15 protein-coding genes and 1 riboswitch are annotated in these 13,439 nt (G+C 65.4%); of the genes, 12 read left to right on the forward strand and 3 right to left on the reverse strand.

The window, feature by feature from the left end; genetic code table 11:
* Positions 1-6: 6 nt before the first annotated feature.
* The 7 genes from paaD (at position 7) to ACSBOX_RS03625 (ending at position 5,007) form a co-directional block, all read left to right on the forward strand.
* Positions 7-546, forward strand: coding sequence for a 1,2-phenylacetyl-CoA epoxidase subunit PaaD (paaD, locus tag ACSBOX_RS03595; RefSeq protein WP_442545951.1), 540 nt, complete (start codon positions 7-9; stop codon positions 544-546).
* A gap of 10 nt (positions 547-556) precedes the next feature.
* Positions 557-1,792 (forward strand): 1,2-phenylacetyl-CoA epoxidase subunit PaaE, encoded by a 1,236-nt coding sequence (gene paaE, locus ACSBOX_RS03600; protein ID WP_442544841.1) that lies wholly within the window; start codon positions 557-559, stop codon positions 1,790-1,792.
* Between the two features lie 11 nt (positions 1,793-1,803).
* A complete protein-coding gene (locus tag ACSBOX_RS03605; protein ID WP_442544842.1) occupies positions 1,804-2,583 on the forward strand; it encodes an enoyl-CoA hydratase/isomerase family protein in 780 nt (259 codons plus the stop codon).
* Between the two features lie 78 nt (positions 2,584-2,661).
* Complete coding sequence (locus ACSBOX_RS03610; RefSeq protein WP_442544843.1) at positions 2,662-2,985, forward strand: PadR family transcriptional regulator; 324 nt, start codon at positions 2,662-2,664, stop codon at positions 2,983-2,985.
* Positions 2,934-3,764: a permease prefix domain 1-containing protein gene (locus ACSBOX_RS03615; protein WP_442544844.1), complete on the forward strand. Its 831-nt coding sequence runs from the start codon at positions 2,934-2,936 to the stop codon at positions 3,762-3,764. Before ACSBOX_RS03610 ends, ACSBOX_RS03615 begins: the two co-directional genes overlap by 52 nt.
* A gap of 9 nt (positions 3,765-3,773) precedes the next feature.
* Positions 3,774-4,601, forward strand: coding sequence for a class I SAM-dependent methyltransferase (locus ACSBOX_RS03620; RefSeq protein WP_442544845.1), 828 nt, complete (start codon positions 3,774-3,776; stop codon positions 4,599-4,601).
* A gap of 79 nt (positions 4,602-4,680) precedes the next feature.
* A complete protein-coding gene (locus tag ACSBOX_RS03625) occupies positions 4,681-5,007 on the forward strand; it encodes a hypothetical protein (protein WP_442544846.1) in 327 nt (108 codons plus the stop codon).
* Between the two features lie 97 nt (positions 5,008-5,104).
* Here the strand turns inward: ACSBOX_RS03625 and ACSBOX_RS03630 are convergent, their stop codons facing one another.
* Complete coding sequence (locus ACSBOX_RS03630; protein WP_442544847.1) at positions 5,105-6,757, reverse strand: DUF222 domain-containing protein; 1,653 nt, start codon at positions 6,755-6,757, stop codon at positions 5,105-5,107.
* A gap of 248 nt (positions 6,758-7,005) precedes the next feature.
* Between ACSBOX_RS03630 and ACSBOX_RS03635 the strand changes: the two genes are divergently transcribed.
* Positions 7,006-7,671, forward strand: a complete 666-nt coding sequence (locus tag ACSBOX_RS03635) for a cation diffusion facilitator family transporter (protein WP_442544848.1) — start codon at positions 7,006-7,008, stop codon at positions 7,669-7,671.
* Positions 7,672-7,776: 105 nt separating this feature from the next.
* Here the strand turns inward: ACSBOX_RS03635 and ACSBOX_RS03640 are convergent, their stop codons facing one another.
* Complete coding sequence (locus ACSBOX_RS03640) at positions 7,777-8,292, reverse strand: DUF2127 domain-containing protein (RefSeq protein ID WP_442544849.1); 516 nt, start codon at positions 8,290-8,292, stop codon at positions 7,777-7,779.
* Between the two features lie 38 nt (positions 8,293-8,330).
* Between ACSBOX_RS03640 and ACSBOX_RS03645 the strand changes: the two genes are divergently transcribed.
* From ACSBOX_RS03645 to ACSBOX_RS03655, 3 genes are read left to right on the forward strand one after another with little or no spacing between them, the layout of a single operon-like run.
* Positions 8,331-9,260 (forward strand): ABC transporter ATP-binding protein, encoded by a 930-nt coding sequence (locus tag ACSBOX_RS03645; protein WP_442544850.1) that lies wholly within the window; start codon positions 8,331-8,333, stop codon positions 9,258-9,260.
* On the forward strand, positions 9,257-10,066 hold the full coding sequence (locus ACSBOX_RS03650; RefSeq protein ID WP_442544851.1) for an ABC transporter permease: 810 nt from the start codon (positions 9,257-9,259) through the stop codon (positions 10,064-10,066). The genes ACSBOX_RS03645 and ACSBOX_RS03650 overlap by 4 nt, the downstream gene beginning before the upstream one ends.
* Positions 10,063-10,746, forward strand: a complete 684-nt coding sequence (locus ACSBOX_RS03655; RefSeq protein ID WP_442544852.1) for a hypothetical protein — start codon at positions 10,063-10,065, stop codon at positions 10,744-10,746. The genes ACSBOX_RS03650 and ACSBOX_RS03655 overlap by 4 nt, the downstream gene beginning before the upstream one ends.
* A 52-nt stretch (positions 10,747-10,798) precedes the next feature.
* On the opposite strand, the gene ACSBOX_RS03660 is transcribed toward ACSBOX_RS03655, so the two are convergent.
* Positions 10,799-11,158 (reverse strand): ArsR/SmtB family transcription factor, encoded by a 360-nt coding sequence (locus tag ACSBOX_RS03660; protein ID WP_442544853.1) that lies wholly within the window; start codon positions 11,156-11,158, stop codon positions 10,799-10,801.
* Between the two features lie 47 nt (positions 11,159-11,205).
* Positions 11,206-11,380, forward strand: a riboswitch (M-box (ykoK) riboswitch).
* Positions 11,381-11,641: 261 nt separating this feature from the next.
* Between ACSBOX_RS03660 and ACSBOX_RS03665 the strand changes: the two genes are divergently transcribed.
* On the forward strand, positions 11,642-13,321 hold the full coding sequence (locus ACSBOX_RS03665) for an NRAMP family divalent metal transporter (protein WP_442544854.1): 1,680 nt from the start codon (positions 11,642-11,644) through the stop codon (positions 13,319-13,321).
* The last annotated feature ends 118 nt before the right edge of the window (positions 13,322-13,439 follow it).

Here is a 13,439-nt window from a genome sequence, read left to right on the forward strand (position 1 = left end):
GTGGACATGTTCGTTCAGGAAACCAGAACCAAGACCAAGCAAACCGCCGAGCAGAAGGCCTGGGGGATTGCAGCCACGGTCTGCGATCCGGAGATTCCCGTCCTCACCATCGAGGATCTGGGGATCCTTCGTAACGTCCAACTGTTCGACGACGGCGGGCTGGTCCCCGCGGTCCAGGTCACCATTACGCCGACCTACTCGGGCTGCCCCGCGATGGACGCCATCCGCGACGACCTCAAGACCGCGTTCCACAAAGAGGGGTACCCGAGCGTCTACGTCGAGCTCGTCCTCGCTCCGGCCTGGACCACGGACTGGATGACGGAGCACGGAAAGGCCAAGCTGCAGGAATACGGCATCGCGCCGCCGTCCGGAAGGGCAGCAGCCGGCGGCCACTCAGGCCCGGTAAGGCTCAACCTCGCCGTGAAATGCCCCCAGTGTTCGTCGCTGAACACCAAGGAACTCACCCGCTTTGGTTCCACGTCCTGCAAGGCGCTCTTCGTCTGCCAGGACTGCAAGGAACCGTTCGACTACTTCAAAGTCCTGTAAGGAATCCGACATGCCCGTTGTCCGCCAGACCGCAGCCGAACAAGCGCAGGCCACCGGCCGCCGTCGTGCGTCTTTTCATTCCCTCAGCGTCTCGGAAGTCCGCCGCCTGACTGAAGACGCCATCGAGGTCACGTTCGGTGTTCCGGAAGAGCTTTCCGGCCAGTACGACTACCTTCCCGGCCAGTACGTGGCGCTCCGGACGACGCTCCCCGACGAAAGCGGGGAACCGCACGAGGTCCGTCGCAGCTACTCCATCTGCGCAGAGCCGCGCAGCTTCGCGGACGGCAGCAGCGAGATCCGCGTGGCCATCAAGAAGGACCTCGGCGGCATCTTCTCCACGTGGGCGAACGCGGAACTCAAAGCCGGCGACACCCTGGACGTCATGAGCCCCATGGGCGCGTTCATTTCCAAGCATGGCAAGGACGGCAAGACTGTCCAGCAGAACGTCATGAACTCCATGAACAATCCGCAGAACATGGCGGGGGAGTTCGGCGACGCCGGTTCTTTCGTGGCCATCGCCGCGGGCTCGGGCATCACCCCGGTGATCGCGATCGCCCGCACGCTGCTGGCCGCCAACCCGGACACGCGCTTCGACCTGATCTACGCCAACAAAGCCGCGATGGACGTCATGTTCCTCGAGGAACTGGCCGACCTGAAGGACAAGTACCCCTCGCGACTGGCGCTGCACCATGTGTTGTCGCGCGAGCAGCGTATCGCGCCGCTCATGACGGGACGCATCGACGCCGAGAAGCTCCAGCAACTGCTCGGCACCGCCATCCATGCGCAGGATGTGGACGAATGGTTCCTGTGCGGGCCGTTCGAACTGGTCCAGTTGTGCCGCGATACCCTCGCTGCCCGTGGCGTTGAGCCCGAGCACGTGCGGTTTGAGCTCTTCACCACCGGCCGCCCCGATCGCCCCGAGGGCAACGCCGGCCGGCCCGTTGTGGAGGACGACTCGAAGGACACCTTCAAGATCACCTTCACGCTGGATGGCTTGACCGGCGATGTCGCCAGCCCCACCCATGCGCGGGAATCCATCCTCAACGCGGCGTTGCGCGTCCGCCCGGATGTTCCGTTCGCGTGCGCCGGTGGCGTGTGCGGCACGTGCCGCGCCAAACTGGTCACGGGGACGGTCAGCATGGACGAGAACTATGCCTTGGAGCAGGATGAGTTGGACAAGGGCTACGTGCTCACGTGCCAGGCCCACCCCACCAGTGAATCCGTCACGGTCGATTTCGACGTCTAAGGAATAAACGAATGATCGAGCTCTCCATCGCCAACGGCATCGCCGAAGTTGTCCTGAACGCCCCGGAAAAGTTGAACTCGCTGGACGAGGCAGCGCTTGCGGAACTGGACAGGGCGTACGACGACGCCGCTGCCGCCGCCTCCCGCGGGATGGTCCGGGCCCTGCTCCTCCGCGGAGAGGGCCGCGCCTTTTGCGCGGGACGCGACATTGCCGGTGTGACGCCGGAGAGCGACGACGCGAAGGCGTACTTGAACGGTCTCGTCGAGCCGCTTCTCAAGAAAATGGCAGCCTTCCCCGCCCCGACCTTCGCGGCAGCGCACGGCGCGTGCCTCGGCGTCGGGCTCGGCTTGTTGCTCGCCACGGACGTGGTGTACGTGGCGGAGAACGCGAAGTTCGGTTCGCCGTTCGCCAAGCTGGGCGCCACTTTGGACTCGGGCGGGCACTGGTACTTCACGGAACGCCTGGGCATGCACCGGACCCTGGACCTTATCTACACCGCGGACCTGATCAGCGGTGCCGAGGCCGTGGCGCAGGGCATGTTCAGCCGCGTCATGCCCGATGATGCCTTGCTCGAGGCCACACGGATCATCGTCGAGCGGGTAGCCGCGGGGGCCACCGGTGCATTCACGGCCAGCAAGGAGCTCGTGGCCCACATCCGCGACCAGCGCCTTGGCCTGTGGGCCGCCATGTCCGAAGAGAACGACGAACAAGCGCGGCTGTGCAAGACCGAGGACTACGCCGAAGGATTCCGGGCGTTCCAAGAGAAGCGGGCGCCGATCTTCAAGGGGTAGCAGGGGCCAGTGGCTTTCGCCCAAATTCCGGCCGTTTGATCTTGTCAGCGTCCCGTCCCGTACCTAGACTCTCTAGGTATGGGACGAAGTTCAGTGAACGGACAGCTTGACCTGCTGTTGCTTGGCTCGCTCGGAGCGGGCGAGGCACACGGCTACGCGCTGATCGCCCGCATTCACGAGCGCAGCGGCGCGCGGATTGAGCTTCAGGAGGGCTCGGTCTACCCCGCGCTGCACAAGCTCGAGGCGGCGGGGTGCGTCGCGAGCCGCTGGGCGGACGACGACGGCGGCCGACGTCGCGTCTATGCGCTCACCGGGGCCGGACACGCCGAACTTGCCCGCAAGGTGGAGGAGTGGAAAGGCTTCTCGGCGGCGGTGCGGGGCGTTCTTGGGGCGGCATCGTGAACGCGGGGAACGACGCCGGAACCGAAGAAGGACCCATCGACACATACCTCGATGAGCTGTTCGTAGCTGCGCGCGACGGCGACCCCGCTGCCGCCCGCAGGCTCCTCGCTGAGACCGAGGCGCATTTGCGCGAATGCGCCGCCCGGCTTCGTGGGCAAGGCTTGAACGTGGAGGACGCCGAACGCGAGGCTGTCCGCCGATTCGGCCCGGTCGGCACCGTGACGCCGGTCCTGCGCCCATCACTTCGCGACGTCGCCCGGCTGCCGTTGCGGGCGTTCGTGCGACCCTTGCTTGGCCTTGCGGCTGTGGGCGCGATCGCCGTCGGCGTGAGCGGCGTCGTGTCGGAGCTGTTCGGCCGGATCTGGGGCGCGGGCTTCGTGTCGGGCGACCTCCCTAGCGTCGCCTACACGGCCGCCAGATGTGCGGTTCTGCAGGCACCCTATGCTGGCCTCGACTGTACCCAGGCCGCCGCCGAGCACCACTGGGGCGAGGTGGTCGAATACCGCGTAGTCCTCGGGGTGTTGGGCCTTGTCCTTCTGCTCGTATGGCGGCTCCTGCCGCGCGACGCCGCTCTCCCAGCCGGCCTCGCACCGTCTCTCGCGGCCGCGGCTTTCCTGCTCGCCGCCGCGGCGACAGGCGTCCAGGCCCTCAACGCCGCCGTCCAAGGCTGGCAAGGCACGGGCGCGTGGCTGAGCGCCGTCGTCGTCGCCTTGCCGCTCGCCGTCGTGTTCGCGGTAGCCGCCCTGCGCAGGATGCGCATGAAGCCCGTGGGTTCCTGAGGCCGCACGGTGGAGGTGTTTGATGACGCCCGGGCACGGGCAGCCGTTGTAGGCACCGGCCGGTGGATTGCCGCCGCAAGAGCACTTGAGACTGCCCGCCCGGACCGGCTTTTCAGCGATCCCTGGGCCGAGTTACTGGCGGGAGAAAGCGGCAAGGCAGCCCTTGAGGCGGCGGACTATAACCCGTTCTTGCCAGTCCGGACACGATATTTTGACGACCGCATCATGGAAGCCGCACGCCCGGACTCGCAGCTCGTCCTGCTTGGCGCGGGTCTGGATACCAGGGCCTTCCGGTTGCCGCTCCCGGATTCCTGCACGGTGTTCGAGATCGACCACGCAGAAGCGTTCCCGGACAAGGAATCCATTCTGGGCACCACGCGGGCCCGATGTGAACGAAGATGCGTCCACGCCGACCTGACCGGCCCCTGGACCGAGGCCCTTCTCGACGCAGGCTTTAACCGACGCGCACCAACCATCTGGGTAGCGGAGGGACTCTTCTTCTACCTGACCGCGTCCGATGCCGAGTCCGTGGTCCACGACGCCGCAGCCCTCTCCGCGGGACGGTCCACCTTCCTGGCGGATATCTTTGGCACCGGGCTTCTGACGCTTGAGGGCATGGCCCCACTGGTCGCCGCCCGCAGCAGTGCCGGCCGCCCGCTGCCGTTCTGTACGGATTCCCCCGAGGCACTCTTCCAAGCCGGCGGATGGAGGAACGCCGTGGTGGTCCAGGCAGGACAGCCCGCAGCAAACTTCGGCCGGCTGACCAGGCCCCCGGAAGCCAGGGACGCCGGGCAGCAAAGCAATCTCCGCACCCATTTGGTGACCGCGACCCTTTGACGACGCGGCCGAACGCCGGGACGCATTGGCGGCGTTCCTCAATCGGGCCGGAGTCTCAAGCGGACTGGAGTTCCGCGAGATGGGCGTATTTCAGCGCCTTGGCTTGGTGGCGGAGTCGCCTCCGGTGGTGCCTGGAATGTGGTGGCGCGGAGACAGGTGGATCGGTGCCTGGTGGCCCGGTTCCTGGTGGCTCGGTGCCTGGCAGGGGTGGTGCTGTGGATCGGTAGTGGTGTCCGGTGGGGGTGCGGATGTCGAGGACGTCTCGGCCGACGCCGTTATCGTGGTCGGCGCCTTGCTGGTGACCCTTGTCGTCCTCGCCGCCGCCAGCGCGGTCACAGTCGTCCAGAAGATGGCGGCCGTCCGTGGACAGGCGATGGCAGACGTCGACGGCGGGACGCCCGCCTAGCCGGTGATCGCCCCGCAACCGGCCCTGCTCTTGCACAACGGCGCTCAACCCCTGTGTCCCATCCTCGGCTGGTTTATGTCCTGGTTTATGTCCTGGTTTATGTGCGGGTGGGTCTGAAGTAGTGGTTGCGTCGGGGTGTTTGGCGGGGGTCGAGGTGGGGTGGTGGTTTGAACCATGCCGTGCCGTTGTCCAGGGTGATGGTCCAGTGTTCTTTGTGGATGACGTGGTGGTGGTGGCTGCAGAGCAGGACGCCGTTGTCGGTGCCGGTGGTTCCGCCCTGTGACCAGTAGGTGATGTGGTGGGCTTCGCACCAGGGTGCGGGGATGGTGCAGTCGGGGAAGGCGCAGCCTTGGTCGCGCGCGATGATGGCTTTGCGGATGTGGGGCGGGAAGATGCGGGTGGTGCGGCCGATGTCCAGGACGCGGCCCTCGCTTCCGAGCAGGACGGGGATGATGTCCGCGTCGCAGGCGATTTTGCGGATGGCCGTGGGGTGGATCGGGCCCTGGAACGTGGCGGTTCCGGTACCGGGCCGGGCGTTTGTGGTGCCGGGGGCGTGTTGGAGGCGGTTGAGCAGGTCTTGGTAGTCGATGGTGACCATGACCTGGGGGCGGAGGCCGCCGTTGGCAGGCAGTTCGCCGGTGGCCAGGGCCACCGCGCAGGCCCCGGTGAGTCCGTCGAGGAGTTTCTGGGGACGGGAGCGGCGGTCCAGTTCGGGGCCGGTGTCGGTGTCGGTGCCGGCGGGGTGTTGGAGGCGGGGGTTGGCGGCGGTGTTCATGGCGGTGGTGAGGGTTTCGAATTGTTCGGCAGTGGCGAAGATTTCCAGGTGGTGCAGGCCGTGGCGCGGTTTGCGGATGAATGCGCCTTGGCGGTGGCGGAGTTCTTCTTCGCTGGGTTCAGTTCCGTCCTGGTCGATCGCGTCGACCCAGCGTTTGACCATCCGGTGCACGAAGTCGGGATCGCTTTCCGTGGCGGTCCGGGTCAGGGAGTGTTCCATCTGCGCGGCGGTGTCCGGGTCGGCGTGGTGGCGTACCTGGTCCAGGGCGATGCTGATGAGGGTGGCCGAGCGGGACGGCACGGCCGCCGCGGCGAGGGCGGCGGCGAGGACCGGGTGCCGTGCGGGGACGTCTTGTCCGGTGATTCCTGTCTGCGGGAGCACGCTTGAGGCCAGGGTGAGCCGGCGCCTGGCTTCGCTGATGCCGATCCGCAGCCTGGCGCGCAGGAATTCGGCGGCGTTCCGGTAGCCGTCGTCGACCGCATCGGCTGCGCACGTAAGGCTGGCGGCAGAAGCCGGGACCGGGACGTCAGGGACCTCCCGGATTTCCGTGCCGGCCGCGGCCACCAGGACAGACGCCGTTTCCGCGGGCTCGGTCCAGCCGGTCCTCCAGCCCGGCGCCGGGGATGGCCGCCGTGCCGCTTGCGCTTCGCTTCGCGTCCGTTCCACAGCCTGCGCCGCGACGATCTGCAGGAACTCCACCGTCCGGGCGATCTCCTCGACCTTGCCGGCGAAATCCGCGGCTTCAGGGAAGCCGAACAGGCGGGCGTCGGCGAGAGCGGTTGAACGCAGCGCACCCATCACCGCCACGGCCCGGTCAAGGCCACCAGCGGGGGACGGCGCGGCGGCGGCCCGGCTTTGCAGCTCGGCATGCCGGGCAGCGACGGGTTTCAGGCGGCGGGCAACACGCCCCGGCGACGGGATCCCGCCGTCGGGCGCGGCTGCCCGGCGTGCCGCGAGTTGACCGATGCCTTCCATGACTAAACCCTGTCACGGGGGTCTGACATTTCTGGGCTCAAGAAGCCCCTCCCGTCGAAAAGTAGGAAAATTATTAGAACTTTTTTCGGGACCGCTGATGTAAGCGTTGTGGATCGAACCCCCTCAGCGGGGGACCAAGATGCGGGAGGCCAGGGGGTGGGGACCAAGGGTCGATCCTGGGCACCTTGACGGGCCACAGCCTCGCCGGTCTCCAAGGAGCCGCCGTCTCTAATGGCTACCCTGAAGGGGTGACTCGTACTCGTCGGCTGAGCGTCGTCCTGGTCTTGAACCTGGTGCTGGTGGCCGGGTTGCTTGTTGTGGGAATCTCGGCGAATTCGTTGGGCGTGCTCGCGGAGGGCGCGGACTACCTTGCCGATGCTGCGGCCATCGGGGTGTCCTTGTTGGCTGTCCGTGTGTCGAAGTTGCCGCCGACCCCCAAGCGTCCACAGGGGTATCCGATGGCCACCACGTGGGCCGCAGGGGTAAATGCCGGCTGGTTGCTCGTCTTGAGCACCGCGATTCTGGTTGGCGCGGCCGTACGGCTCGTCACCCGCACCAGTGAGGTTCACGGGCTGCCGGTGCTCATCGTCAGCGGGATTGCCGCCGTCGTGATGTTCGTCGGCGCCCTCATCCTCCGCGACGGCAGCGACGGCGACAACAAAGGCGACGGCGACAACAAAGCCGGCGGTGACCTGAACATGCGTGCCGTCCTTCTTGATACCGCCGGCGACGCAGCGGCTGCGGCCGGAGTCGCCGTGGCTGGTGCCGTCATCTATGTGGCGCATGGCCTTTACTGGCTTGATCCGGTTGTCGCGGCAATCATTGCCCTTGTGGTGGGATATCACGCGGTCCGCTTGCTGATCGAAATCTTCCAGGCCCTGCGCGCTCATCGGCGCAGTGTGTCGCGACCGTGAGCCCGCGTCTGTTGAAATCGTGGGGGAGGTCCGAGCGCTGCGTTCCGGAACCCAGCCCACGGCCTGCACCCACGAACCGAAGGTGACAAAAAGGGAGAAGGTGCCTTACTCTGTCGGCTCGGCCGCAGCGGAGGACTCTTGACTTCGCGCCTTGTGGAGCCGGTATTCGCGGGCGGTGATCCAGACGATGAAGATGTCGAAGGCGGTAAGGAGGACAAGGCCCCAGGAGAAAGCGACGGCGATCCGGTAGCCCTGATACAGGATGAAGACCAGGAGGAACGCGATCATCCACGGGTAGGCCCAGAGCTTGTCCTTGAGGACAGCCCAGACCAGGACGATTTTGACCAGGCCGTGGAGTAGCAGGTAGATCGCGCCGAACAGCGACGCGGATACCGAAAGGTTGGAGCTCATGTGCACCAGGCTGTTCGCCACGAAGTCGTGGGGATCCTGGGCGAGCTCGTGCTGGGTCAGGAACCTGACCAGATCACTGATCTGTTTGGGCGTCACGAGCAAAAGAAGGACGCCGCCGATCAGTTCCAGGACACCGTCCAGCCCCTTCAGGACGAGGCTCACGCGAAATGTCCGGTCGAGCAGGGTTGTTTCCGCCGGTTTCGTTGTCATGACACTTCCCTTCGGTACCTCAAGATACATTCTTTCCTATGTCCCTCTCTCCTGAGCCCGCACGAGTGTTCGCCATTGAAACACATGGCCTGAGCAAGCGCTTTGGCGGCCATACCGCCGTCGAGGGCCTGACCATGCGCGTGCCTGCGGGAGCTATTGCCGGTTTCATCGGTCCCAATGGGGCAGGCAAGACGACCACCATCCGCCTCCTTCTGGGGCTGGTGCGGCCGGACGCGGGCAGCGCCACGGTCCTGGGCCACTCACTCACGGAATTCGAGCACTACCTGCCGCGCGTCGGGGCACTGGTCGAGGCGCCGGCGTTCTATCCGGGGCTTTCAGGGCGGACCAATCTGGAGGTACTCGCCCGGCTTGGAGGCTATCCCGGTTCCCGCGTGGGCGAACTGCTGGAGGTGGTGGGACTCTCCGATCGGGCGCGTGACCGGGTGGGAACGTATTCGCTGGGCATGAAGCAGCGCCTTGGGGTGGCGATGGCCCTGCTGCCCGATCCTGAGCTGCTCATTCTCGACGAGCCAGCTAATGGCCTTGATCCCCTCGGCATCATTGAAATGCGCGAGATGTTGCGCCGCTTGGCCGGCCAAGGGAAGACCATCCTGCTCAGCAGTCACTTGCTCGGCGAGTTGGAACAGCTCGCCGACTGGCTGATCATGCTCAATCAGGGGAAGGCCCTGTTCTGCGGGCCGGCGCGGGAGCTGTTGGCCCAACGCGTCGAGGTACTTGTCGAAGCCAAGGATGCGCTCCAACTGGATGTGGTGGCCCGGATCGCGGGCGACGCCGGCTATGCGGTCGCGAGGGAGGACCAGCTCTTGCGCATCGCCTGCTCTGCCGGTTTTGCCGAGACCCTGAACCGGCAGGCCAAGGAAGCCGGCGCCTCGAACCTGACTATCCGAGTAAGGGAAGCCAGCCTCGAGCAGTTGTTCCTGGCTTTGTTGAAAGGAAACCTCGCATGATTTCCGTGATCCGTGCGTTTCGCAGCGAAGTGCTCAAGTTCCGCCGCTGGAGCGTTTTGGCGGTCGCGGGGGCGATGCTGGTGGTGAGCACCTTTATCGCTTATCTGACGTTCCACCAGATCGCATCCGGAGCCACGGGCCGTGAGATGACCGGCCTTATTGCAGCGTTCCCTACGCCTCAGGGATTGGTCTCGATCATTGGCCAGGCCCGCTCCGTGATCATTGCGATCGCGCTGGTGATGGTGACAGCGAATCTCGCCGCGGAATGGTCCCAAGGGACGCTGCGCAACCTGTTGGTCTGTGAGCCGCGCCGCCTGCGGTGGTTGGCGGGCAAAATGCTGGCGCTGGTGCTTTTTGTACTTCTCTCGATGCTGCTCACCCTGCTCATCGGCGGCACATTCATCCTTGTCGTTGCTCAAGGCCAGGGGATCCAGACGGATGCCTGGACCTCTCCGGACGGGCTGCAGGTCTTCCTGGCGTTCTTGGGCAATGAGGTGTTGTGCCTCATCGGGGTGAGCGCCCTGGGCATGGTCATCGCCGTGCTCACCCGTTCGGTCGCGGCCAGCGTCGGGATCGCTCTGGCGTACATCCTGGTGGTCGAAGGCATCATCGCGGTGGTATTGCCGCAGGTCAGCCAGTGGTTCCCGGGCCGGGTGTTCAACACCATTGTGGGCACCGCCGTGCCCCTGGTTGGCCCGACGCCCCTCCAAGGTTATCCGGCGGCCTTGGGCGCAGCACTGCTGTGGATGGTCGGCTTCGTTGTGGTGACCGCCGTCGTCTTCCCCCGCCAGGACATCAAAGCGTGACACAAAGAGCACGCTCCGACGTCGTCGGCAACGAGCGCCTGACCGCACTGACGGGGGCCGTGGTGCTGGTGCTGTCGGTGGCCGAGATCGCCACCGTTCCGACCTTGGGCAGCCTCATCGTGGCGCACTTTTTCGTTGGTGTGCTCCTGGCCGGCCCGGTGGTGGCCAAGACGGCCAGTACCGGGTGGCGATTCATCCGCTACTACTCGCGGGATCCCGACTACCGCCGCAAGGGCCCGCCCCGGCCGTTTCTGCGCGTGATCGCCCCGTTGCTGGTGGTCTCGACGCTCGTGCTCATCGCCAGCGGCATTGCGTTGGCCATCACCGGACCTGCCCCCGAGATCCTGATCCGGGTGCACGTTGTCAGCTTCCTCATCTGGCTCGCCACCCTCGCGGTGCACGTCTTTGCGTACGCGAGGCGGGTACCGAGGCTCATAGCCGAGGACTGGCGGCGTCGCACCGAGCTGCAGGAGCACGTGAGATCGGAGCCGTCGGGACGCGGAATGCGCGTTGCGGTCAACATTGCGGTGCTCGTGCTGGCCGCGATCGCAGCGGTGCTGCTTCTGCCGACAGCTGCACCATGGGAAGGATGGCGTGGCCAGGCCGTGACCGGACCTGGGGTCCTCGCCGTCGCGGTGTGCATCGGGACCGCGGTCGCGGTGCTGCTCAAGCGCCGCTAGAGAAAAATTACGACGGCGGTGCGGCTCGCCCGTGCGGGCGCCCGGCTCACACCTAGTCAGTGACGTCGGCGTGGTGGTGGCGCGGGGTTCCGTCAAGGGAGTGTTCGGCCTGGAAGATCGCATCGGTGACGAGTTGGCGGACATGCTCGTTCGCGAGGCGGTAGTACACGCGGGTTCCGGCCTGCCTTGTGGTGACCACTCGCCCGAGACGTAGTTTGGCCAGATGCTGGGAGACTGCTGCCTGGGATTTATGGACCAGTTCCGCCAGCTGGTTGACGGGCAATTCGCCGTCGCGCAGCGCCAGAATGATGCGGACCCGGGTGGCGTCGGCGAGCATCGCAAAGACCTCGACAGCGAGTTCGACGTACTGACTGTCAGGCTCCCGGCCGCACACAGCGTTATCTGCATCCATGCTTATATTGTTTCATACGGATAAAATGAGGTATATATACTGTGCAAGGTGCCGTTCGTTAGCTGAGGCTCCTTCGCGGAAACATGCCAGCGACCCCCAACGTCGAGAGACGCCCCGGGTCAGGACAGGCCGCCCCGGCATTAAGGGGTGGTCCCGATTGGCTCCTGGACGTAGTCCGGGTTCACGCCGCGAAGTGCCAAAGGTCTTACGAGGAGGGGCATGTGCGGGCATCTATGCCCGCTCTCCCCGCGGCACGTCCAACAGCAGCAGGAGGTGACGGTTCCATCATGAACGATGGTCATAAACCCAGTCTCCCGTCCCGTTTTCCGGATTTCGCTTCAGCGTCCTGAAGCCCCGCGCTGATTCCGTCCGGCGCGCCGGAGCCTGAGTACGCCGGAGCCTGATCCACGCGGCACGCAACGTGCCCCCTCTACGCAACGCAACAACGCCCGCCCATGCCACGCGCCCCGGCGAGGCTAATCCATGACTTTTTGTGCCCGTTTCCGGGCAGAAGGCCGGTACATCATGACCGAAACCAAGACCCTGCTAGCGCCCTCCGCAGCCCTCGACACCGCCCACATCGGCGACATCAAAGGTGCATTTGGCACCATCCGCGTCAATGACGAAAAGCCGCGCTCGGGCTTCAAAGCACGCCTCAAGACCCTGCTGGCGATCATCGGACCCGGGCTGATCGTCATGGTCGGCGACAACGACGCCGGTGCGTTCGGCACGTACACCGAGGCCGGACAGAACTATGGCACCTCGCTCCTGTGGACACTGCTGCTCCTGGTGCCCGTGCTGTATGTGAACCAAGAAATGGTGCTGCGCCTGGGGGTCGTCTCCGGCGTGGGACATGCCCGCCTGATCCTAGAGCGCTTCGGCAAGTTCTGGGGTGCGTTCAGCGTCATCGATCTGTTCATCCTTAACGCGCTGACCATCGTCACCGAATTCATCGGCATCAGCCTGGGCCTGGACTACCTGGGCATCCCCAAGATCCCGGGAATTCTCCTGGCCACAGCCGTGATCGTGGGCGCCGCGAGCACTGGCTCCTTCAAGCGGTTCGAGCGCGTCTGCCTGACCCTGGTAGCCGGGTCTCTGCTGCTGGTGCCGATCATCTTCATGGTCCATCCCGACGTCGGACAAGTCGCCCACGACTTCGTCGTACCCGGCATGCCCAAAGGCGCGGACCTGTCAACGGTGACTTTGCTGATCATCGGGATTGTCGGAACCACCGTGGCGCCTTGGCAGCTGTTCTTCCAGCAGTCGTACATCATCGACAAGCGCATCACCCCTCGCTTCCTGAAGTACGAGAAGGCAGATCTCTGGCTCGGAATCACCATCGTCATCGTGGGCGCCGCAGCGATCATTTCCTTCACGGCGGCCACATTTGCCGGTACCCCCGAGTTCGGCAACTTCACCGACGCCGGCGGTGTCGCCGTCGGGCTCGAACAGCACGTCGGAAAAGTTGCCGGCGTCCTGTTCGCGCTGGCACTGATCGATGCCTCGATTATCGGAGCCGCCGCCGTCGGGCTTTCCACGTCTTATGCGCTCGGTGACGTTTTGGGGCTCAAGCACTCCCTGCACCGCAAAGTGTCCGACGCCAAAGGCTTCTATGCAGTGTTCGCCGGAGTCCTGCTCCTCTCGGCCATTGTGGTCCTGATCCCGGGCAGCCCTTTGGGTTTGCTCACGGTTGGTGTCCAGGTGCTGGCCGGGGTTCTGCTTCCCTCTGCCACGGTGTTCCTGCTGCTGCTCTGCAATGAGAAGCAAGTGCTGGGACCCTGGGTGAACGGGCGGTTCATGAACTTCTTCACCTCGGCCGTGATCGCGGTCCTGGTGATCCTTTCCTTGGTCCTGACCGCCGGGGTGTTGTTCCCGGACATGGGCTCGGACGCCATCCTCGGCATCCTCATCGGAGGAGGCGCGGTTTCCGCCGTCGCGGGCGTTGTGTTCCTAGTCTACCGCAGGATCCGTCCCGCGGCGCCGAGCCCCGATGCAGTCGACCGGTCTCAGCGGTCCACCTGGCGCATGCCCCCGCTTGCCCTGCTCACGGCACCGAAACTGTCCACGGGGCATCGGATCGGCCTGACGGTTCTGCGAACGTACCTCCTGATCGCGATGATCTTGGTCATCGTCCGGGTGGTCCAACTCGCGCTTGGCGCCTGATGGATTCCGCGTCATCGAGGCCATTACCCGGATGGCCGATTACAATCTGCTTACCCGCTGGTCGCGCCGCGGACCCAGCCACCACGCCAACCGCGGCGGGGACAGGAGAATTTCATGA

Source organism: Arthrobacter sp. KN11-1C, from assembly GCF_052180225.1.
Classification (GTDB): domain Bacteria; phylum Actinomycetota; class Actinomycetes; order Actinomycetales; family Micrococcaceae; genus Arthrobacter.

Excerpts from the sequence above, each read along its gene's own strand:
- ACSBOX_RS03625 (WP_442544846.1), top strand. The coding sequence starts at position 4,681 with ATGGGCGTATTTCAGCGCCTTGGCTTGGTGGCGGAGTCGCCTCCGGTG.
- paaD (WP_442545951.1), top strand. The coding sequence starts at position 7 with ATGTTCGTTCAGGAAACCAGAACCAAGACCAAGCAAACCGCCGAGCAG.
- paaE (WP_442544841.1), top strand. The coding sequence starts at position 557 with ATGCCCGTTGTCCGCCAGACCGCAGCCGAACAAGCGCAGGCCACCGGC.
- ACSBOX_RS03650 (WP_442544851.1), top strand. The coding sequence starts at position 9,257 with ATGATTTCCGTGATCCGTGCGTTTCGCAGCGAAGTGCTCAAGTTCCGC.
- ACSBOX_RS03665 (WP_442544854.1), top strand. The coding sequence starts at position 11,642 with ATGACTTTTTGTGCCCGTTTCCGGGCAGAAGGCCGGTACATCATGACC.
- ACSBOX_RS03605 (WP_442544842.1), top strand. The coding sequence starts at position 1,804 with ATGATCGAGCTCTCCATCGCCAACGGCATCGCCGAAGTTGTCCTGAAC.
- ACSBOX_RS03610 (WP_442544843.1), top strand. The coding sequence starts at position 2,662 with ATGGGACGAAGTTCAGTGAACGGACAGCTTGACCTGCTGTTGCTTGGC.
- ACSBOX_RS03630 (WP_442544847.1), bottom strand. The coding sequence starts at position 6,757 with ATGGAAGGCATCGGTCAACTCGCGGCACGCCGGGCAGCCGCGCCCGAC.
- ACSBOX_RS03645 (WP_442544850.1), top strand. The coding sequence starts at position 8,331 with ATGTCCCTCTCTCCTGAGCCCGCACGAGTGTTCGCCATTGAAACACAT.
- ACSBOX_RS03640 (WP_442544849.1), bottom strand. The coding sequence starts at position 8,292 with ATGACAACGAAACCGGCGGAAACAACCCTGCTCGACCGGACATTTCGC.
- ACSBOX_RS03660 (WP_442544853.1), bottom strand. The coding sequence starts at position 11,158 with ATGGATGCAGATAACGCTGTGTGCGGCCGGGAGCCTGACAGTCAGTAC.